Source organism: Streptomyces sp. NPDC098789 (genome assembly GCF_044759975.1).
In the GTDB taxonomy this organism is placed as follows: domain Bacteria; phylum Actinomycetota; class Actinomycetes; order Streptomycetales; family Streptomycetaceae; genus Streptomyces.
The window spans coordinates 56580-77452 of sequence record NZ_JBIWAJ010000024.1 but is presented as its reverse complement, the minus strand read 5'-3'; the positions used below and the strand labels follow the sequence as shown (position 1 = coordinate 77452).

The window sequence follows — 20873 nt, the reverse complement described above, 5'->3', positions numbered from 1 at the left end:
CGCCGGGGGGCCCGCGACCGGGTCAGCTCGTACGGCCCTTGGCGTCGAAGGCCTTCATGCGGTCCAGCACGCCGTCGGCGGTGGGGCTGATCATCTCGTCCACGATGCGGCCGTCGGCGAGGAAGATGACGCGGTCCGCGTAGGAGGCGGCGACCGGGTCGTGGGTGACCATCACGACGGTCTGGCCGAGCTCGCGGACGGAGTTGCGCAGGAAGCCGAGGACCTCGGCGCCGGAGCGGGAGTCCAGGTTTCCGGTCGGCTCGTCGCCGAAGATGATCTCGGGGCGGGAGGCCAGGGCGCGGGCCACGGCCACGCGCTGCTGCTGGCCGCCGGAGAGCTGGGTGGGGCGGTGGCCCAGTCGGTCGGCGAGGCCGACCATGGAGATGACCGCGTCGAGCCACTGCTTGTCGGGCTTGCGGCCCGCTATGTCCATGGGGAGCGTGATGTTCTCCAGGGCCGTCAGCGTCGGCAGCAGGTTGAACGCCTGGAAGATGAAGCCGATCTTGTCCCGGCGCAGCTGGGTGAGCTGCTTGTCCTTGAGGGAGCCCAGCTCGGTCTCGCCGATCCGCACGGATCCGCCGGAGAAGGTGTCCAGGCCCGCGACGCAGTGCATCAGCGTGGACTTGCCGGAACCGGAGGGGCCCATGATCGCGGTGAACTGTCCCTGGCCGAAGTCGACCGAGACGTTGTCGAGGGCGACCACCTGGGTCTCGCCCTGGCCGTACACCTTCGAGAGCTGCGTGGCGCGGGCCGCCACGGCCTGGGTGGTGTGCGGGGCGTAGTTCATGGTGGTCACGGGGGGCTCCTCCGAGCGGCGATCTGACGGACTGGCGGGACGCTTTCCATCTTCTTCGCGCCGCCCCCCGCTCCGGATCAACCGCCGAGCTAGTTCGTGGGCCCACTGGAGTCTGACCGCCGGGGCCCCTTCCTCCTCCTCTGGTATGACGGCGCCCCTGACCCGGCCCCGGTGGCGGCCCGTCGTGGTCGGCCGCGGGTCGCGGGCCTTGGCAGGATGGGGCAGAGCCCTTGCGGGGCAAGGGGAGGACCCGGTCGGGGTCGGGGGAGCCCGCTCGGGGCGGGGTGGTGCGGGGTGGCGTCCGTGGTGGCGCGGGGGGTGGCGCGGGCCATCGAAATCCCGTCAATCCCAGGGCGGTGGTGATCGTCCTCCGCAGGGCGTCGACCCGGCCTTCTGATGTCTGACGCTCCCTCAAGCGTCAATAAAATCAGACAACATCGGAAAGAAGGCCATCTGGTGGTGGGTGGGTTCCGGATACGCTCGCCACTGCGCTCAGGTGCTTCGTACGGGGGACCGCGTACCAGCCCGGATGGTGGAATGCAGACACGGCGAGCTTAAACCTCGCTGGCCTTAGGGCCGTGCCGGTTCAAGTCCGGCTCCGGGCACCACCGGTCCCACCCGTGCACCGACGGGCCCGATCTTCGCCGGTCGAACCTTGCCCATTTCTTATCCCGTGCGTTTCGCCATGCCCTCTTCTAAGATCCTCCTTCAGCAGTAGGGTGATTTTTTTGCGAACGCATTACCCTTGGTGCAAGAGGCCGCGCACGTGGCCGATGGAGGAGTGAGATGAGGAGCAGTAACCCGGTCTTCTCGCGACGGGGGTTCAGCCGCGACAACGGCGGCTACGCGGGCTTTGACGCGCAGCAGGCCGGGACCGCGACGAACCCGTACGCGACGAACCCGTACGCGACCGACCCGCAGACCGGCATGCCGCAGGCGGCCAACCGCAACGTGATGACCATCGACGACGTCGTGAGCCGTACGGCCATGACGCTCGGCACGGTCGTCCTGACGGCGGTCCTCGCCTGGATCGCCCTCCCGGTCGACCCGGCGAACGTCAACAAGTCGTACGGCATCGCCATTGGCGCCGCTCTCATCGCGTTCGTCCTCGCGATGGTCCAGTCGTTCAAGCGCAAGCCCGTACCCGCGCTGATCCTGGCCTACGCGGCCTTCGAGGGCGTCTTCCTCGGCGTGATCAGCTCGGCCACCAGCACGTACATCAGCCCGGGTGTGGTCATCCAGGCCGTGCTCGGCACCATGTGCGTCTTCGCCGGCGTGCTGTTCGCCTACAAGATGCGCTGGATCCGCGTCACCCGCCGCTTCTACGGCTTCGTGATGGCCGCCGCCATGGGCTTCATGCTGCTCATGGTCGTCAACCTGCTGTTCTCCGTCTTCGGCGGCGGCGACGGCCTCGGTTTCCGGTCCGGCGGCCTCGGCATCCTCTTCGGTGTCATCGGCATCATCCTGGGCGCCTGCTTCCTGGCCCTCGACTTCAAGCAGGTCGAGGACGGCGTGCAGTACGGCGCCCCCCGCGAGGAGTCCTGGCTGGCGGCCTTCGGCCTCACCATGACCCTGGTGTGGATCTACCTGGAGATGCTGCGCCTGCTGTCGATCCTCAAGGGCGACTAGTACCGCACCCGGTCGCGCACCGCGCGATCACGCACGTACGGAAGGCCCCGCGAGCACGGCTCGCGGGGCCTTCCCGCATGTCGGGGGCCTGCGGGAATCGGGGGCAGGGGTCGGGGACGGGAGTCGAGGACGGGGGTCGGGGGCCGGGCTCAGCCGAACTTCTTGGCCGCCCTGCGCAGGTCGTACTCGTGGATGATCGCCTTGGCCTGGCCGTACGACAGGTCGTGCGCGCCGAGCAGCCAGCTGAGCTTGTCCTCGAACCGGATGAGGGAGGGGCCCTCGTCGACGGTGCGGAGCCAGTCGGAGAGATCACGACCGGTGGTCTGGGGGATTCTGGAGATCATGTTCCGGTGGGTGGGCTCGGAGAACTCTACGGACATGGGCGCCTCCGGAGGTATCGCCGTGCTTGTTCTCTTCACGTCACCGTGCCTGACCGTTCGCCCGTTGGCAATGGCGCCGGGGCGGCGCGTAAGGTCGGCCGCGTGCTTGATACGTCGCCCCTGACCGCCGTCGTGGACCGCTTCGCCGACCGGCTGCGCTCCGCCCCGCAGAGCCGCCTCCAGCGCGGCGCCGCCGCCGAGGGGCTGGCCCTCGCCCGCGAGCTGTCCGTACGGGCGCAGCGCCTGGAGGGCCTCGCGGACGGGGCGCGGCCGCGCGAGATGCCGGACGCCGGGATCTTCGTCGTCGGCGACCAGCTGGCCGTGGCCGGCCTGGACCTGGCCGAGGCGCTGCGCGGCGCGCAGGGGGCCCCGGACGCGGCGACGGCCCCGTCCGAGGTGCTGGACGAGGCCGTGCGGCTGGTGGAGCGGGCGGAAGTCAGAGCGATGCGATGACCCGGTCGGCCAGGATGTAGACGTTGTCGTCGGGGTCCCCGGCGTCGCCGCAGGAGAAGGTCAGCGCGTAGGCGCCGGAGATGCCCGAACCGCCCAGCAGGACGGGCGCGGTGCCCGAGCGCAGGGCCTCGGACAGGCGCTCCGCGGTCTCCCGGTGGCCCGGGGTCATGCACAGCGTGGTGCCGTCGGTGAAGACGTACACGTCGAGCGTGCCGAGCGGGCCGGGGCGGACGTCGGCCAGCGCGGTACGGGCCTGCGCCAGCTCTTCCAGCCGGTTGACGGTGCGCTCGTGGTCGGCGCCCGGCGCGGTGGCCTGGGCCGGCACGAAGTCGGGGTGCGAGGGGTGGCGGCGGCGGGCCGCGGCCAGCTCGGCGGAGTCCTCGGGGTAGGCGTAGTCGTCGCCCTCGTCCGCCAGGAGGGGCTCCAGGCCCACCAGGTCCGCCTGGCGGGGCAGGAAGACGGGGTTCTCCTCGCCGAGCCCGGGCAGGCCGCCCAGCAGCGACGGAGCGTCGGCGGCGTCGCGCGCCTCCTGCGCGGCCCAGAAGGCGCGCGCCTCGGCGAGCTCGCGCTCGCGCTCCTCGGCGAGGGCCTCGGCCACGGCGGCCCGTATCTCCGACGCGGGAGACGCTACGGCGCTACGGGCGTGCGGCACGGTCATGGCGCGGGGGTGCGCCGGAACCGCCAGCTCGCTGCGCAGGGCCGCGACCTGCTTGCGCAGACCGTGGACTGCGTGCAGCGCGGCGGCGCCCACGGCCGTGGCAGCGGCCGTGGTCAGCAGCAGGGCAAGAGACATGGCGCTCACTGACTAACTCCTGATGTATTCGATCCCCCGACTTCCTACATCAGCTTCACCCGCCCTGGGAATGGGGTGCAGTGCATTACGTCATGAATTGGACAGGTCTTTCGTCCCGACCTCTCCTGCCACATGTGCCCTGACCTGCGGAAATGCCAAACCCCCAGGACATAGGTCACATCCTGGGGGAGATTCGGTCACAGGTAGGCCGCGACGGGATTAGATCCGGTGTCAGTACGACGTAAGGATCAACGCGTTTCCCTAGGGGCGTCTGGGCCCCTAAGGAGAAGGATCAGTTCCGGCTCAGCTCAGCCGCTCGATTTCTTGGTCGCGCTGAGCTTCGCCACCGCTGCGGGCAGGTGCCGCCCTCGTTCCTCGGGCGACCCCTACCCTCCGCTCCGGCTCAGCTCAGCCGCTCGATCCTTTGGTCGCGCTGACCTTCGCCACCGCTGCGGGCAGGTGCCGCCCTCGTTCCTCGGGCGACCCCTACCCTCCGCTCCGGCTCAGCTCAGCCGCTCGATGACCATGGCCATGCCCTGGCCGCCGCCCACGCACATCGTCTCCAGGCCGAACTGCTTGTCGTGGAACTGGAGGCTGTTGATCAGCGTGCCGGTGATCCGCGCACCGGTCATCCCGAACGGGTGACCGACGGCGATGGCCCCGCCGTTGACGTTCAGCCTGTCGAGGTCCACGCCCAGGTCGCGGTAGGACGGGATGACCTGGGCCGCGAAGGCCTCGTTGATCTCGACCAGGTCGATGTCGCCGATGGTCAGGCCGGCGCGCTTGAGGGCCTGCTTGGACGCCTCGACCGGGCCCAGGCCCATGATCTCGGGGGAGAGGCCGGTGACGCCCGTGGAGACGATCCGGGCCAGCGGGGTCAGGCCCAGCTCGCGCGCCTTGGTGTCGCTCATGATGACCAGGGCGGCCGCGCCGTCGTTCAGCGGGCAGCAGTTGGCGGCCGTGACGAGGCCGTCGGGGCGGAATACGGGCTTGAGGCCCTGCACGCCCTCCAGGGTGACGCCGGCGCGCGGGCCGTCGTCGGCGGACACCACGGTGCCGTCCGGCGTCGTCACCGGGGTGATCTCGCGCTCCCAGAAGCCGTTCTTGATGGCGGCCTCGGCGAGGTTCTGCGAACGGACGCCGAACTCGTCCATGTCCTGGCGGGTCACGCCCTTGAGGCGGGCCAGGTTCTCGGCCGTCTGCCCCATCGCGATGTACGCGTCCGGGATCAGGCCGTCCTCGCGCGGGTCGTGCCAGGAGGCACCCTCGCTCGCCGCCACCTCGGCCGTACGGGCCTCGGCGTCGGCGAAGAGCGGGTTGTGGGTCTCGCGGATGTCGGAGGAGCCGTTGATCGACCGGGAGACCATCTCGACGCCCGCCGAGATGAAGACGTCGCCCTCGCCCGCCTTGATGGCGTGCAGGGCCATGCGCGAGGTCTGGAGGGAGGAGGAACAGTAACGGGTGAGCGTGAGGCCCGGCAGGTGGTCCATGCCCATCTGCACGGCCACGATGCGGCCCAGGTTGCTGCCCTGCTCGCCGCCCGGCAGGCCGCAGCCCAGCATCAGGTCGTCGATGTCGCGCGGGTCCAGCTCCGGGACCTTCGCCAGGGCGGCCTGGATGATCGTGGCGGTCAGGTCGTCCGGGCGGAGGTCCTTGAGGGAGCCCTTGAAGGCCCGGCCGATGGGGGAGCGGGCGGTGGAAACGATGACGGCTTCGGGCATCGGGACTCCAAGGGGTGGGTTGCGGTTGTGCCGGGACCGCATGTGAAGTTACCGGCCCGTACCGTCGATTTCACCGCCCTCGCCGTGTGACGAGCACCGCACCGGGGCCGCGGCTGGATCATCCGGGCCGGTCAGGACACCGGCGCGTCCGGGACGGCGTGGTCGCCGTCCGGCTGCGAGGCGGCCTCCGCCTCGCTCCCCGGCAGCCGCCGGCGGCGCCGGTGCTTGAGCAGGGCCCAGGGCGCGCGGGCCGCCGTGACCTCGGTGCCCGCCTGGTTCGCGGCGGCCGAGGCGGCCTTGGCCACCGGGAGCATGTCCTCGTCGCGGGAGACGTCGAGGCGGTCGGACTCGGGCCAGAGCGAGAGCGTCGCGCACAGGGTCGGCAGCACGGCCATGGCGGCGGTCGCGTACCCCTCGGCGGACGGGTGGTAGGAGTCCGGGCCGAACATCTCGCGCGGGTTCGCCGCGAACTCCGGGCCCAGCAGGTCCCCCATCGAGACCGTACGGCCGCCCTGGGCGACCACCCCGATGGTCTGCGCGGCGGCCAGCTGCCGGGACACCCGGCGGGCCACCCAGCGCAGCGGCTGGTAGACCGGCTCGATCGTGCCGAGGTCCGGGCAGGTGCCCACGACGACCTCGGAGCCGGCCAGCCGCAGCCGCTTCACCGCGGCCGTCAGCAGCCGCACCGACTGGGTGGGCGGCATCCGGCGGGTCACGTCATTGGCCCCGATCATCACGACGGCCACGTCGGGGGCCTTCTCGCCGTGGTCCAGCAGCAGCGACACCTGGCGGTCGAGATCGTCGGACATGGCACCCGACAGGGCCACGTTCCGCAGCCGTACGGGCCGCTCCGCCACCGCGGCCAGCCCCGAGGCCAGCAGCGCCGCCGGGGTCTGTCTGGCCCGCCGCACGCCGAGCCCGGCGGCCGTGGAATCGCCCAGCATGGCGAGGCGCAGCGGTCCGGGACTCAGCTCGGGGCCGCCGAACTCGCTCCCGTACAGCCCGTCCGCGCGCGGCGGGTCGGGCAGCCCGACGCCCACGGTCCGCTTGGCCAGCTGCACCTCGGCCACGACCAGTCCCACCGCGGCGGCGCCGAGCAGACCGAGTCCGCCGCCGCCGTACGCCGCACCCGCCGCGATCCGGCGGGCCGTTCTCGCCCTCGACACTTCAGGTCACCCTCCTTGCCTCTGCTGGCTTACCTGCCCCGTAGTGCCGCTGCTCCAATCCCTTTCCGCTTAGTCTGACGGGACCTCCCGGAGAACCCGTGGAGTTCCCTCCTTGGAGAACATGGTGCAATTCCACGACTCGATGATCAGCCTCGTCGGCAACACCCCGCTGGTGAAGCTCAACCGTGTGACCGACGGCATCCAGGCCACCGTCCTGGCCAAGGTCGAGTACTTCAATCCCGGCGGGTCCGTGAAGGACCGCATCGCCGTGCGCATGATCGAGGCCGCCGAGCAGAGCGGAGCGCTCAAGCCCGGTGGCACCATCGTGGAGCCGACCAGTGGCAACACCGGTGTAGGACTCGCCATCGTGGCCCAGCAGAAGGGCTACAAGTGCATCTTCGTCTGTCCTGACAAGGTGTCGATGGACAAGATCAACGTGATGCGCGCGTACGGCGCCGAGGTCGTGGTCTGCCCGACCGCCGTCGACCCCGAGCACCCGGACTCGTACTACAACGTGTCCGACCGCCTCGCGCGCGAGCCCGGCGCCTGGAAGCCGGACCAGTACAGCAACCCGAACAACCCGCGCTCGCACTACGAGACCACCGGTCCCGAGCTGTGGGAGCAGACGGACGGGAAGATCACCCACTTCGTCGCGGGCGTCGGCACCGGCGGCACGATCTCCGGCACCGGCGGCTACCTCAAGGAGGTGAGCGGTGGCAGCGTCAAGGTCATCGGCGCCGACCCCGAGGGCTCCGTGTACTCGGGCGGCTCGGGCCGTCCGTACCTCGTCGAGGGCGTCGGCGAGGACTTCTGGCCGTCCGCCTACGACCGCAACGTGACGGACGAGATCATCGCGGTGTCCGACAAGGACTCCTTCCAGATGACCCGCCGCCTCGCCAAGGAGGAGGGCCTGCTCGTCGGCGGTTCCTGCGGCATGGCCGTCGTGGCCGCGCTCAAGGCCGCCGAGAGCCTCGGTCCGGACGACGTGGTCGTCGTCCTGCTGCCGGACAGCGGCCGCGGCTACCTCAGCAAGATCTTCAGCGACGAGTGGATGGCCGGGCACGGCTTCCTGGAGGAGGCGGGCCCCGCGGCCCGCATCGGCGCGGTCCTGGCCGACAAGGAGGGCGGGATCCCCTCGCTCGTCCACATGCACCCCGAGGAGACCGTCGGGGAGGCCATCGAGGTGCTGCGCGAGTACGGCGTCTCGCAGATGCCGATCGTGAAGCCGGGCGCCGGGCACCCGGACGTGATGGCCGCCGAGGTCATCGGGTCCGTGGTGGAGAAGGAGCTGCTGTCGGCGCTGTTCGCGCAGCGCGCCTCGCTCAGCGACCCGCTGGAGAAGCACATGAGCCCGCCGCTGCCGCAGGTCGGCTCCGGCGAGACGGTCTCCGAGCTGATGCGGGTCCTCGGTACGGCGGACGCGGCGATCGTCCTCGTCGAGGGCAAGCCGACCGGTGTGGTGAGCCGTCAGGACCTCCTGGCGTTCCTGGCGCGCAGCGCGAAGTAGTCCCTTACGGGGGCTCCACGGGGCTCCACGGGGCTTCGCGCGATCGGAACGGGCCCGACACGTCGTGGCAGCACCGGCTTAACACGGGTGCGGCACAGTGGTGTTCGTCGGAAGGAACCGGACGGTTCCTCCGGCGTCACGAGCGGCGTTGCGCGGTTCCGGAGCGGCTCCCGGGGCCGTGGGGCGCCATGGACGCGGACGGCCCTGACCCGGACCGTGTCCTTCGCGGGGGCCGCCGTCGTCCCGCCCCCCGGGCAACCGGGGGTGCGGCGGCCCCCGCCATACCTTCCCGTCGGGGCGGGGCGTCGCTGCCCCTGCCTTCCGCCCGCGGGCCGGCGTGCGCCTCAATCGCCGGCGAGGCTGGATTTGGCCGCCCTCACCCTTCGCCTGCGGGCTGGTGCGCGCCTCAATCGCCGGCGAGGCTGGATTTGGCCGCCCTCACCCTTCGCCCGCGGGCTGGTGCGCGCCTCAAACGCCGGCGGGGCTGGATAGGGCCGCCCCCACAGTCCGCCTGCGGGCCGGTGGGCGCCTCAATCGCCGGCGGGGCTGGAGGTGGCGGAGCCTGCCCGTCCCCTGCGGGCCGGTGTGCGCCTCAAACGCCGGCGAGGCTAGGAAGTGAGCCCAGCCCCATCCAGCCGCGCCGGCGTTTGAGGCGCACACCCGGCCGCGGACGAAGGGCGGGCTCGGCCCCATCCAGCCGCGCCGGCGTTTGAGGCGCGCACCGGGCTCGCGGACGAGGGGCGGGCGCAGACCCATCCAGCCCCGCCGGAGGCGGAGGGCCGGGTCAGGGCTGAGGGCGCCGCCAGGCCTTCGCGGCGTGGGCGAAGTTGACGCCCAGGATGCCGGCCCAGGTGACCACGAGGCCGCTCAGACCGGCGTTGACGACGCCGATGGCGGACAGCGGGATCGCCAGGACCAGCGTCACGATGGCGAAGCCGAAGCGTTCGCCGAAGTTCGCCCCGCCCCCGGCGACCGCGGGACCGCCGCGCACCTCTTGCAGGCGCTGCTCGGCCAGGCGCCGCCTGACCTGGGTGTCCACCTTCTCGATGAACGAATCGACGAGCGCCGCCTCGTACTCCGGCCCCAGCTCCCCGCGGGCCCTCAAGGTGGCGTCGAATTCCTTCTTGAGCTCGTGGGCATCGGTGTGGGAATGGGGTTCCATGCCTCCAGGCTAGGAAGGCCGTCGCGGCCGGGCACTGGGGCTAGCCCCCGTATCACGCGGCGGACCAGGGTTGCCGTCCTGCATATCCGCATGCAGAGTGCTTGCTGACTGAATACATCGAGGGCCAACGGTCCACGGGCGGAGGAGGGGGCGGGATGAGCGACAGTCCGGCAGCACGGCTGCAGAAGCTGTTCGAGGGGCACCGGCTGACGCCGACCCAGCGGCGGATCGCCCACTGCATGGTGCGCGGGGCGGCCGAGGTGCCGTTCCTGTCCAGCGTCGAGCTGGCCGAGCTGGCCGGGGTCAGCCAGCCCTCGGTGACCCGCTTCGCGGTGGCGCTCGGCTTCGACGGGTACCCGGCGCTGCGCCGGCACCTGCGCGAGGTGGCCCCCGCCGGCCGCCCCGGCGGGTCCGGCAGCGACGCGTACAACTCCTACCAGCAGGCCGTCCAGGCCGAGATCGACAACCTGCGCCACCTCTCGGCGATGCTCGCCGACCCCGGGCCCGTCGAGGAGGCGGGGCGGGTGCTCGCCGCTTCGGTGCCGCTGCCGGTGCTCGGGCTGCGCGCCGCGTCCTCGCAGGCGCGCGGGTTCGCGTACTTCGCGGGCAAGGTGCACCCCGACGTGCGGCTGCTGGACGAGGGCGGCTCGATGCTGGCCGACCGGATCGACGCGGCGGTCGGGTCCGGGGCCTCGGCGCTGCTGTGCTTCGCGCTGCCCCGGCATCCGCGCGAGGTGCTGGCGGCTCTGGAGTACGCCCGTACGACCGGGCTGACCGTGGTCACGGTCGCCGATTCCGCCTTCGCCCCGGTGGCCCGCCACTCGGACCTGCTGATCCCGGCGCCGGTCGGCACCGGACTCGCCTTCGACACGGCGTGCGCGCCGATGCTCCTGGGGCGGGTGCTGCTGGAGTCGATGGCGGACGCGCTGCCCGACGCCCAGGCCCGGCTGGAGGCCTTCGACGCGAAGGCCGCCGCCCGCTCCCTCTTCGTGGAGTAGGTCGAGTAGAGCGCCTGGACCGCCTCACAGCAGGGCGTCGCGGTGCGCGGCGCCCGCCTCCTCCACCAGGGCGGGGAGCGACTGCGCGGGCCGCGCGAGGGCGAAGCGCACCGCGTCCCCCTCGACCGCGAAGCCGTGGACGGCCGGGCGCGGCAGGCTGTTGTAGCCGTAGTGGGCCGTGAAGAAGTACGCGCCGGTGTCCGGTACGGCGATCAGGTCGCCCGCGGCGAGCGGCGGGAGCGAGCGGGCCTCGGCCAGCAGGTCGCCCGCGAAGCAGGCGGGCCCCGCGACGTCCTGGGCGAGGGGCGCGCCCTCCTTCGGGACGCCCCGCCCGTCGTAGGCGAGGATCCGCACCGGCCACACGGCGGGCGCGTAGACCGTACGGGTGGCCAGCTGGACCCCCGCGTGGGTGAGCGCGACGGGGCGGCCGCCGGTGGTCTTGGCGTACTCGACGCGGGCGAGCACCAGGCCGTGCTTGGCGGTCAGGGACCGGCCGAACTCGGTGACCAGGCCGTAGGAGCCGTCGAAGAGGGCCGGGGCGGCCGTGCGCAGGGCGGCCACGTAGTCGGCGTACGAGGGGGTCGCCGCGTCCGAGGCGAAGTTCACCGGGAGGCCGCCGCCGATGTCGATCGTGTCGATCCGGCGCCGGCCGACGCGGGCGTTGACCTCCTCGGCCAGCTCGTGCACGGCGCGCACCCCCCGCGCGATCAGCGGCAGCGGTACGCCCTGGGACCCGGAGTGGGTGTGCAGCCGGGTCAGCCAGGGGCGCTCCGCGCAGGCGCGCACCAGCCACTCGCGCGCCCCCTCGTCGCGCAGTGCGAAGCCGAACTTCGAGGTGGCGGTCGCCGTGGAGAGGGCGTCGATGGCGCCCGCGCCGGTCTGCGGGTTGATCCGCAGGCCGATCGGGGACCGGACCGGGCCCGGGTCCGCCGCGATCAGGGCGTCGATGCGCTCCAGCTCCTGGCGGTTGTCGACGTTGACCGCGATGCCCAGGGCCAGCGCCTCGCGCAGCTCGGCGGTGGTCTTGGCGGGGGAGTCCAGGACCGTGCGGTCGGGGCTCAGCCCGGCGGCCCGGGCCAGGCCCAGCTCCCCGGCGCTGGCCACCTCGCAGCCCAGGCCGGTGGCGGCCAGCAGCCGCAGCACGGGGACCAGCGGGCAGGCCTTGACGGCGAAGGCGTGCAGGACGGGGGTGCTCGGTGGCAGCGCGGCGGCGAAGGCGGCCGTCAGGGCGGCGGCCGAGTCCCGGATGCCGGCCGTGTCCAGCAGGCACACCAAGGGTTCGTCGCCCTCGTCCGGCCCCACCAGCCCCTGGCGCACGGCGGCCCGCACGACCAGGTCCCGGCGGGCGGCGGCGGGCTCCGGGCCGGGCGCCGAACCGGGCTCCCGGCCGGGCTCCGGGCGGGGGCCGGTGCCTCCGTGGGTGTCTCCGTGGGACGCGCTGTCGACGGTCTCCGCAGTCATGTCGGCCAGCCAACCACCACGGCGACATGCCCGCAGCTGTTGACTGAACCTATTCAGACAGTGAGTATGTGAATAGATTGACCAACATCGGAGGAGGCACCGCCATGTCAGGACCCCGCCCCGTACGTGCCGCGCGAGGCACCGGACTCAGCACCCTGGGATGGCAGCAGGAGGCCGCCCTGCGCATGCTGCAGAACAACCTCGACCCCGAGGTCGCCGAGCACCCCGACAAGCTGGTCGTCTACGGCGGCACCGGCAAGGCCGCGCGCGACTGGCGCTCGTACGACGCGATGGTCCGCACGCTCCAGACCCTCAAGCAGGACGAGACCATGCTGGTCCAGTCCGGCCGTCCGGTCGGCGTCATGCAGACCCACGAATGGGCCCCGCGCGTCCTGCTCGCCAACTCCAACCTGGTCGGCGACTGGGCGAACTGGGAGGAGTTCCGGCGCCTGGAGAACCTGGGCCTGACCATGTACGGGCAGATGACCGCCGGTTCGTGGATCTACATCGGCACCCAGGGCATCCTCCAGGGCACCTACGAGACCTTCGCCGCCGTCGCCGCGAAGAAGTTCGGCGGGACCCTCGCCGGCACCATCACCCTGACCGCCGGCCTCGGCGGCATGGGCGGCGCCCAGCCGCTCGCCGTCACGATGAACGACGGCGTCGCCATCTGCATCGACGTCGACCCGCGCGCCATCGACCGCCGCATCGAGCACCGCTTCCTCGACGTCAAGGCCGACAACCTGCGCCACGCCCTCGCGCTGGCCGTCGAGGCCCGCGACGCCCGCAAGCCGCTCTCCATCGGCCTGCTCGGCAACGCCGCCGACCTGCTCCCGCAGATGCTCGCCGAGGGCGCCCCGATCGACATCGTGACGGACCAGACCTCCGCCCACGACCCGCTCGCCTACCTGCCGACCGGCGTCGACTTCGACGACATGGCCGACTTCGCCGCCAAGGACCCGGCCGGCTTCACCACCCGCGCCCGCGAGTCCATGGCCACGCACGTCGAGGCCATGGTCGGCTTCATGGACGCGGGCGCCGAGGTCTTCGACTACGGCAACTCCATCCGCGGCGAGGCCCAGCTGGCCGGCTACGACCGCGCCTTCGCCTTCCCCGGCTTCGTCCCCGCCTACATCCGCCCCCTCTTCTGCGAGGGCAAGGGCCCCTTCCGCTGGGCGGCCCTGTCCGGCGAGGCCTCGGACATCCACAAGACCGACAAGGCGATGCTCGAACTCTTCCCGGAGAACGAGTCCCTGCACCGCTGGATCAAGATGGCCGGCGAGCGCGTCCACTTCCAGGGCCTGCCCGCGCGCATCTGCTGGCTCGGCTACGGCGAGCGCGACAAGGCCGGTGAACGCTTCAACGAGATGGTCGCCGACGGCACCCTCGCCGCCCCGCTGGTCATCGGCCGCGACCACCTCGACTGCGGCTCGGTGGCCTCCCCGTACCGCGAGACCGAGGCCATGCTCGACGGCTCCGACGCGATCGCCGACTGGCCGCTGCTCAACGCGATGGTCAACGTCGCCTCCGGCGCCTCCTGGGTCTCCATCCACCACGGCGGCGGGGTCGGCATGGGCCGCTCCATCCACGCGGGCCAGGTCAGCGTCGCCGACGGCACCAAGCTCGCGGGCGAGAAGATCCGCCGCGTGCTCACCAACGACCCCGGCATGGGCGTCATCCGCCACGTCGACGCGGGCTACGACATCGCCGAGACCGTGGCCGAAGAGCGCGACGTGCGCATCCCGATGCGCGAAGGCGACCAGGCGTGACCCAGCACACCGCGGCCGGAGCCTCGTTCCACGACATGTGGGCCGAGCTCCGGCCCATCGGGCGGGACCGGGACAGCGGCGGCTACCGCCGCTACGCCTGGACCGGCGCCGACGCCGACTGCCGGACCTGGTTCCAGGCCCAGGCCGAGGCGCGCGGGCTCGCTTACGAGACCGACCGCAACGGCAACCAGTGGGCCTGGCTCGGCGACCCCCTCGCCGGGGACGCCGTCGTCACCGGCTCCCACCTGGACTCCGTGCCCGACGGCGGGGCCTTCGACGGCCCCCTCGGCGTGGTCTCCTCCTTCGCGGCCCTGGACGAGCTCCGCCGCAGGGGCGCCACCTTCTCCCGGCCGCTGGCCATCACCAACTTCGGTGACGAGGAGGGCGCCCGCTTCGGGCTCGCCTGCGTCGGCTCCCGGCTCGCCGCCGGACAGCTGACGAAGGAGAAGGCGTACGAGCTGCGCGACGCGGACGGCATCAGCCTGCCGCGCGCCATGGAGGAGGCCGGGTACGACCCGGACGCCATCGGCGCCGACCCCGAACGCCTCGCCCGGATCGGGGCCTTCGTCGAGCTCCACGTGGAACAGGGCCGCGCCCTGGACCTCTCCGGCGACCGGGTCGGCCTCGCCTCCGCGATCTGGCCGCACGGCCGCTGGCGCTTCGACTTCCGCGGCGAGGCCAACCACGCCGGCACCACCCGGCTGGTGGACCGCCGCGACCCGATGCTGACCTACGCCCAGACCGTGCTGGCCGCCCGCAGCGAGGCGGCCCTCGCCGGGGCCGTCGCCACCTTCGGGAAGATCTCGGTCGAGCCCAACGGGGTCAACGCGATCCCCTCGCTGGTCCGCGGCTGGCTCGACTCCCGCGCACCCGACCAGGCCGCCCTCGACACCGTCGTCACGGCGATCGAGAAGGCCGCCCGGGAACGCGCCGAGAGCGAGGGCATCGAGCTGAGCGTGGTCCGGGAGTCCTTCACCCCGGTCATCGAGTTCGAGGACGCCCTGCGCGACGAGCTCAACCGGATCCTGGGCGGGGCCCTCCCGGTGCTCGGCACCGGCGCGGGACACGACGCCGGAATCCTCTCCGGATCGATCCCGACCGCGATGCTGTTCGTACGCAATCCCACCGGGGTCTCCCACTCCCCGGCCGAGTACGCCGCCGAGGACGACTGCGTCGCCGGCGTCCTCGCCCTCGCCGACGTACTGGAAGGTCTCGCGTGCCGTTGACCGCGCAGCAGAACACGTACTGGCTGGAGCACGCCTGGCTCGGCACCCACGTCGAGCCGGGCGTCGCCCTGGACGTCGAGGACGGCCGGATCGCGGCCCTGCGCACCGGGGTGGACGCCCCGCCGCCGGGCGCGGAGGTGCTGCGCGGGCTCACCCTCCCGGGCCTGGCCAACGCGCACAGCCACGCCTTCCACCGGGCGCTGCGCGGTACGGTCCAGGTCGGCAGCGGCACCTTCTGGACCTGGCGCGAGCTGATGTACAAGGCCGCCCAGAACCTCACCCCCGAGAACTACTTCGCGCTGGCCCGCGCGGTGTACGCGGAGATGGCGCTGGCCGGGATCACCGCCGTCGGCGAGTTCCACTACGTCCACCACGCCCCCGGCGGCGCGGCCTACGCCGACCCCAACGCCATGGGCGAGGCGCTGATCGAAGCCGCGGCCGCGGCCGGCATCCGCATCACCCTCCTCGACACGGCGTACCTCTCCGCCGGCTTCGGCGAGGCCCCGCAGCCGCACCAGCTGCGCTTCTCCGACGGCACCGCGGACGCCTGGGCCGAGCGGGTCGGCGCGCTGAAGCCGCGCGAGCACGCCCTGATCGGCGCGGCCGTGCACTCCGTGCGCGCCGTGCCCGCCGAGCAGCTGGCCACGGTGGCGGCCTGGGCCGCCGAACGCCGGGCGCCGCTGCACGTGCACCTGTCCGAGCAGACCGCCGAGAACGACGCCTGCCTGGCCGCGCACGGGCGCACCCCCACCCAGCTGCTCGCCGATCACGGGGTGCTGGGCCCGCGCACCACCGGCGTGCACAACACGCACCTCACGGACGCGGACATCGCCCTGTTGGGCGGCACGTCCACCGGCACCTGCATGTGCCCCACCACCGAACGCGACCTCGCCGACGGCATCGGCCCGGCCACCCGGCTCCAGCACGCGGGCAGCCCGCTGTCCCTGGGCAGCGACAGCCACGCCGTCATCGACCTGCTCGAAGAGGCCCGCGCGATGGAGCTGAACGAGCGCCTGCGCAGCCGCACGCGCGGTCACTGGACGGCGAACGCGCTGCTGACCGCGGCGACGGAGGACGGGCACGCGGCCCTCGGCTGGGAGGGGGCGGGGCGCCTGGAGGCGGGTGCCCTCGCGGACTTCACCACGGTCGCGCTGGACTCCGTACGGACGGCGGGGCCGGTGCCGCGGCTCGCGGCCGAGACCGCGGTCTTCGCGGCCTCCGCGGCCGACGTCCGGCACACGGTGGTCGGTGGCCGTCACATCGTCCGCGACGGCGCGCACGCCCTGGTCGATGACGTCCCCGCAGCCCTGACCGAAGCCATCGCGGCCATCCGCGGCTGACCTTCCCGGGGCTCCGCCCCGGACCCCGGTCCTCAAACGCCGGACGGGCTGTAAGTGGCTGCGCCACCTTCCAGCTCGGTCGGCGTCTGAGCGCCCACCGGGCTCCGCCCCGGACCCCGCGCCTCAATCGCCGGCGAGGCTGGATGTGGCTGCGCCAATTCCAGCCCGCGCGGCGTTTGAGCGCATCTTTCAGCCGTCCGGCGTTTGAGGACCGGGTCCGGGGCGGAGCCCCGTGCCTCCGAGAGGAATTCGTGACCACCACCGTCATCACCCACATCGCCAGCCTCGTCACCAACGACCCCGCCCTCGGGGACGGTTCCCCGTTGGGGCTGCTCCACGACGCCGCCCTCGTCATCGAGGACGACAAGGTCGCCTGGGTCGGCCCCACCGCGCAGGCCCCGGCCGCGGACCACGCGTTCGACGCGAACGGCCGCGCCGTGATCCCCGGCTTCGTCGACTCCCACTCGCACCTGGTCTTCGCGGGCGACCGCACCGCCGAGTTCAACGCCCGGATGTCGGGCCGCAGCTACTCCGCCGGCGGGATCCGGACCACGGTCGCCGCCACCCGCGCCGCCACCGACGCCGAGCTGGAGGCCAATCTGGTCCGCCACCTCGACGAGGCCCGCCGCCAGGGCACCACCACCTTCGAGACCAAGTCCGGCTACGGCCTGACCGTCGAGGACGAGGCCCGCGCCCTGCGCATCGCCGCCGCCCACACCGAGGAGGTCACCTACCTCGGCGCGCACATCGTCTCGCCCGACTTCGCCGCGGACCCGGCGGCCTACGTCGACCTGGTCACCGGCGAGATGCTGGCGGCCTGCGCCCCGTACGCACGCTGGGTGGACGTCTTCTGCGAGAAGGGGGCCTTCGACGGGGACCAGGCCCGCGCCATCCTCACCGCGGGCGCGGCCGCGGGCCTGATCCCGCGCATCCACGCCAACCAGCTCTCCCACGGCCCCGGCGTCCAGCTGGCCGTGGAGCTGGAGGCGGCCTCCGCCGACCACTGCACGCACCTGACCGACGCCGACGTCGACGCGCTCGGCCAGGGGGCCGCGACCACGGTGGCCACCCTGCTGCCCGGCGCCGAGTTCTCCACCCGCGCCCAGTGGCCGGACGCCCGCCGACTGCTCGCCGCCGGCGCCACCGTCGCCCTGTCGACCGACTGCAACCCCGGCTCCTCCTACACGAGTTCGATGCCCTTCTGCATCGCGCTGGCCGTCCGGGACATGGGCATGACCCCCGACGAGGCCCTGTGGTCCGCCACCGCGGGCGGCGCCCGCGCCCTGCGCCGCACCGACATCGGCGCGCTCACGCCCGGTGCGCGGGCGGACCTGGCCCTGCTGGACGCCCCGAGCCACGTCCACCTGGCCTACCGGCCGGGCGTCCCGCTCGTTTCGGCCGTGTGGCAGCGGGGTGTCCGGGCCTCCTGATACCGGGGTGTCGCGTCTCTTCCTTCCGTAGGCCCCTCGGCGTACTTTGAGCCACCAAATCTGATGTGCCGTCAGTAACTTGCCATCAGTGACACGTGGTTCCGAGGCCCGAGGGGAAGACGAAGGTGTCCAACCGGAAACGCTCCACCGCGCTCGCGCTCGCCACCGCGCTGGCCGGATCGGCGGTCCTGCTGGCCGCCCCGGCCGCGCAGGCCGATGTGGTCGACGTCAAGTACGACTGCGAAACCCCGATCGGCCCGAAGTCGGCCGTGTCGCCCATCGACATCAAGGCCGTCAAAGAGGGCGACGGCTACAAGCTCACGATGTCCTTCCAGAAGGGCGTCTCCTCCAGCCCCATCGAGCTCGGCCCCGGCGCGATGTCGCCCAGCGCCGTCATCACGGTGGCCGGGGACGAGACGGCCGGCGTCCCGGTCGCGGGCCCGCCCAACACGGTGGCCGCGCCCGCCAACGCGCCCATCAAGATCTCCGACCTCTCGGGCACCTACACCCCGAAGAAGAGCGGCAAGGTCACCTTCACCGCGGGCGTGCTCACCATCAAGGCGATGGGCACCACGACCACCTGCAAGGCCGGCAACAGCCCCAAGCCCTCCCTGGAGATGGAGGTGACGGCGGCCGCCGGCGCGGCGAAGTCCCCCGCCTCGGGCGGCACCGAGGACACCCTCCCGCAGACCGGCCCCGCCGACTCCGCCCTCGCGCTGGGCACCCTGGGCGCCACCGTGCTGCTCTCCGGCGCCGCCGGGGCGCTCTGGCTGACCCGGCGCGGCCAACGGGCCCGGCCCTGAACGGAGCGGACCCGGCCATGCCCGTGCTCCGCCGCCACCACACCCGCCTCGCGCTGTCCGGGCTGTTCGGCCTGCTCTGCGCGGTCGTCCTGTCCTTCGCCACCCCGGCGCGGGCGGCCGACCCCGGCTGGAGCGCCGAGCCGGCCGCCGGGTCGACGGCCCGCCCCGGCGGCGCCCGCCCGTACTTCTACCTGGAGGGAACCCCCGGCACGGTGCTGGAGGACCGCCTCGCGCTGGCCAACCCCACGGACCGGGAACACGTCGTGACCCTGCGCGGAGCGGACGCCTACAACACCGGAGCGGGGGCCCTCGCGGTGCGCCCGGCCGCGCGGTCCACCGGGGCCGGGTCCTGGATCGGCTTCGGCGCGGCCCGCACCGTCACGATCCCGCCGCGCACCCGCGCCGTGGTCCCCTTCACCGTCACCGTGCCCCCCGCCGCGGCGCCGGGCGACCACCCCGTCGCCGTCGTCGCGACCGAAGCCGGTCACGAGGCGGCCGTACGGGTCCACCTGCGCGTCAGCGGTCCGGTGCTGGCCGCCCTCACCGTCGAACACGCCTCGGTCAGCGGCAAGGGCGCGGCCGCCGTCATCCACTACACCCTGGTCAACCGCGGGAACGTGGCCCTCGCGCCCGAGCTGTCGGTGCGCGCCGAGGGCCTGTTCGGCGAGGTGCCGGGCCGCACCGTGCGCACCCTGCCCGTCGAACTGCTGCCCGGCCAGCGGGTCGAGCTGAGCGAAGCCTGGCCCGGGGCCCCGGTCCTCGACGACGTCCGGCTCACCCTCACGGTCACCGCACCGGGCGGCGCGCGGGCCACGACCACCGCCTCCGCGTGGTTCGTGCCCTGGGGCCTCGTCGGCTGGATCGGCGCCGGGCTGCTCGTCCCCGGGGCCGCGGCCCTGGTCGCGCACCTGCTCGTACGCACCCGACGGGCGTCCCGTGCGGCGTCGCCCGCCGACGCCGGCGGGCGCTCGGACGGGACCGGCGCGCACGCCGAACCCCACCTGCCAGAACACGAGTTGACGGGAGCTCCCAGGTGAGCACGCGCTACGTTGCCCCGCCCCCGGCGGCCGGCCGCGCCCGCCCGGCCGCGCGCCGGCGCGTACCGGGCCGCAAGGCGGCGACGGCACTGGTGGTCGCGCTGGCGGGCACCCTCCTCGCGCTGGCGGCGGCCTCCGCCGTGGCCGCGCCCGCCGCCGACGGCAAACCCGCCGCGACGCTCTCCCTCCAGGAGGTCGCCAAGGGCACCGAGGTCACCGTCACCGGCACCGGCTGGCGACCGAAGACCATGGTCATGCTGCTGGTCTGTGGGCAGAACATGATCGGCGGCACCAACAGCTGCGCCAATGCGGACGGCGCCGCCGTCGCCGTCGACGAGGCCGGGCACTTCGCCGCCCAGCTGCCGGTGGTGGGGCCGCCCAAGCCCTGTCCCTGCGTGGTCAACGTGGCCTCCGTCAACGGGGACCAGTCCACCGTCGCCGTCCCGGTGAAGATCACGGACCATCCGGTGGCCGAGCTGCCGGCGGAGTCCGGCACGGGCCGCCTCGCCCTTTTGACCGGTGTCCAACTGGAGGGCGACGACGGTGTGTTGACCTGGTTCGGCGCTCCGCCGGGCCGCCGGTTCGTGGTCACGGTCGGCAACCTCGGCTCGGCCCCGGTCACCGATCCCGTCTTCCAGATCGGCACCGCCCACGGGGTGTTCGCGCCGACCTGGGAGGAACACCGGTGGAAGGGCACGATCCCGCCCGGTCAAAAGGCCCGGGTCGCGATCGACGTCGAGCTGGGCGCGGGCGCGTACGGCGACTACACGCTCTCGCTCAAGTACGGCGAGAAGGTCCTGGCCACCCAGCCCTGGGGGGTGGACCGGCCCTACGGCGTCCTCCTCTTCTGGGGGCTGCTGTGCCTGGTGATCCCCGCCGCGCTCTTCCGGGTCGGCATGGCCGTCGTCGACAAGGTCCGCCCGCGCACCCCCGGCTCCGGCCGTCACCGCGGCAGCCCGCCCGCCGACGCCCCGCGCGATCCGGCGAACGCCGTCACCGCGCGGCTGCCGCGCGTCCCGGGCGTCGTACGCCGCCCCGGCGGCCCCCCGCGGCGCCCGCCGGCGCCGTCCCCCCAGACCGCCACGGCCGTACTGCCGTGGTTCACCCCGGACGGCGCCGACGCTCCGGGAGCACCACCCGTACAGACATCCGCACCGTCAGAAGACCATCCGACAACGAAGGGACAGTCGTGAAGACCCAAC

General features: G+C 73.0%; 18 protein-coding genes and 1 tRNA gene. 12 read left to right on the top strand and 7 right to left on the bottom strand.

The genetic code is table 11. The features are described 5' to 3' along the window. Positions 1-22 precede the first annotated feature (22 nt). The gene (locus ACIQWR_RS35210) at positions 23-787 is read right to left on the bottom strand and encodes an ABC transporter ATP-binding protein (protein ID WP_404018401.1); all 765 of its coding nucleotides are present in this window, start codon (positions 785-787) and stop codon (positions 23-25) included. Between the two features lie 532 nt (positions 788-1319). On the opposite strand from ACIQWR_RS35210, the gene ACIQWR_RS35205 reads away from it, so the two are divergent. After that, positions 1320-1404 (top strand) — tRNA-Leu (locus tag ACIQWR_RS35205). Between the two features lie 178 nt (positions 1405-1582). Further along, positions 1583-2425, top strand: coding sequence for a Bax inhibitor-1/YccA family protein (locus ACIQWR_RS35200; RefSeq protein ID WP_404018256.1), 843 nt, complete (start codon positions 1583-1585; stop codon positions 2423-2425). A 149-nt stretch (positions 2426-2574) separates the two neighbouring features. On the opposite strand, the gene ACIQWR_RS35195 is transcribed toward ACIQWR_RS35200, so the two are convergent. Then, positions 2575-2805, bottom strand: a complete 231-nt coding sequence (locus ACIQWR_RS35195) for a DUF4287 domain-containing protein (RefSeq protein ID WP_399267897.1) — start codon at positions 2803-2805, stop codon at positions 2575-2577. Between the two features lie 102 nt (positions 2806-2907). Here ACIQWR_RS35195 and ACIQWR_RS35190 point away from each other — a divergent pair, with 102 nt between their 5' ends. Next, the gene (locus ACIQWR_RS35190; protein ID WP_404018253.1) at positions 2908-3258 is read left to right on the top strand and encodes a hypothetical protein; all 351 of its coding nucleotides are present in this window, start codon (positions 2908-2910) and stop codon (positions 3256-3258) included. Here the strand turns inward: ACIQWR_RS35190 and ACIQWR_RS35185 are convergent. The 3 genes from ACIQWR_RS35185 to ACIQWR_RS35175 form a co-directional block, all read right to left on the bottom strand. Then, on the bottom strand, positions 3242-4051 hold the full coding sequence (locus ACIQWR_RS35185; protein ID WP_404018399.1) for a hypothetical protein: 810 nt from the start codon (positions 4049-4051) through the stop codon (positions 3242-3244). The genes ACIQWR_RS35190 and ACIQWR_RS35185 overlap by 17 nt on opposite strands. Positions 4052-4554: 503 nt before the next feature. Further along, a complete protein-coding gene (locus ACIQWR_RS35180; RefSeq protein WP_404018250.1) occupies positions 4555-5772 on the bottom strand; it encodes an acetyl-CoA C-acetyltransferase in 1218 nt (405 codons plus the stop codon). Between the two features lie 131 nt (positions 5773-5903). Next, positions 5904-6938, bottom strand: a complete 1035-nt coding sequence (locus tag ACIQWR_RS35175) for an SGNH/GDSL hydrolase family protein (protein ID WP_404018247.1) — start codon at positions 6936-6938, stop codon at positions 5904-5906. 124 nt (positions 6939-7062) lie between these two features. Here ACIQWR_RS35175 and ACIQWR_RS35170 point away from each other — a divergent pair, with 124 nt between their 5' ends. Further along, a complete protein-coding gene (locus tag ACIQWR_RS35170; protein WP_404018397.1) occupies positions 7063-8445 on the top strand; it encodes a cystathionine beta-synthase in 1383 nt (460 codons plus the stop codon). 784 nt (positions 8446-9229) lie between these two features. On the opposite strand, the gene ACIQWR_RS35165 is transcribed toward ACIQWR_RS35170, so the two are convergent. Next, a complete protein-coding gene (locus tag ACIQWR_RS35165; RefSeq protein WP_404018244.1) occupies positions 9230-9607 on the bottom strand; it encodes a hypothetical protein in 378 nt (125 codons plus the stop codon). Between the two features lie 155 nt (positions 9608-9762). Here ACIQWR_RS35165 and ACIQWR_RS35160 point away from each other — a divergent pair, with 155 nt between their 5' ends. Then, positions 9763-10605 (top strand): MurR/RpiR family transcriptional regulator, encoded by an 843-nt coding sequence (locus tag ACIQWR_RS35160; protein ID WP_404018241.1) that lies wholly within the window; start codon positions 9763-9765, stop codon positions 10603-10605. Positions 10606-10629: 24 nt separating this feature from the next. Here the strand turns inward: ACIQWR_RS35160 and ACIQWR_RS35155 are convergent, their stop codons facing one another. Continuing rightward, positions 10630-12066, bottom strand: coding sequence for a diaminopimelate decarboxylase (locus ACIQWR_RS35155; RefSeq protein WP_404018238.1), 1437 nt, complete (start codon positions 12064-12066; stop codon positions 10630-10632). Positions 12067-12170: 104 nt separating this feature from the next. Here ACIQWR_RS35155 and hutU point away from each other — a divergent pair, with 104 nt between their 5' ends. From hutU to ACIQWR_RS35120, 7 genes are all read left to right on the top strand, one after another. Beyond that, the gene (hutU, locus tag ACIQWR_RS35150; protein ID WP_404018235.1) at positions 12171-13835 is read left to right on the top strand and encodes a urocanate hydratase; all 1665 of its coding nucleotides are present in this window, start codon (positions 12171-12173) and stop codon (positions 13833-13835) included. 35 nt (positions 13836-13870) lie between these two features. Beyond that, on the top strand, positions 13871-15061 hold the full coding sequence (locus ACIQWR_RS35145) for an allantoate amidohydrolase (RefSeq protein WP_404018395.1): 1191 nt from the start codon (positions 13871-13873) through the stop codon (positions 15059-15061). Next, entirely contained in the window at positions 15052-16401 is a 1350-nt protein-coding gene (locus ACIQWR_RS35140) for a formimidoylglutamate deiminase (protein WP_404018232.1), read from the top strand. The genes ACIQWR_RS35145 and ACIQWR_RS35140 overlap by 10 nt, the downstream gene beginning before the upstream one ends. Positions 16402-16652: 251 nt before the next feature. Further along, positions 16653-17831, top strand: coding sequence for an imidazolonepropionase (hutI, locus tag ACIQWR_RS35135; protein ID WP_404018229.1), 1179 nt, complete (start codon positions 16653-16655; stop codon positions 17829-17831). A 125-nt stretch (positions 17832-17956) separates the two neighbouring features. After that, positions 17957-18634, top strand: a complete 678-nt coding sequence (locus ACIQWR_RS35130) for an LPXTG cell wall anchor domain-containing protein (RefSeq protein WP_404018227.1) — start codon at positions 17957-17959, stop codon at positions 18632-18634. Between the two features lie 17 nt (positions 18635-18651). After that, entirely contained in the window at positions 18652-19671 is a 1020-nt protein-coding gene (locus tag ACIQWR_RS35125; RefSeq protein WP_404018225.1) for a hypothetical protein, read from the top strand. Continuing rightward, positions 19668-20864: a neocarzinostatin apoprotein domain-containing protein gene (locus ACIQWR_RS35120; protein WP_404018223.1), complete on the top strand. Its 1197-nt coding sequence runs from the start codon at positions 19668-19670 to the stop codon at positions 20862-20864. Before ACIQWR_RS35125 ends, ACIQWR_RS35120 begins: the two co-directional genes overlap by 4 nt. The last annotated feature ends 9 nt before the right edge of the window (positions 20865-20873 follow it).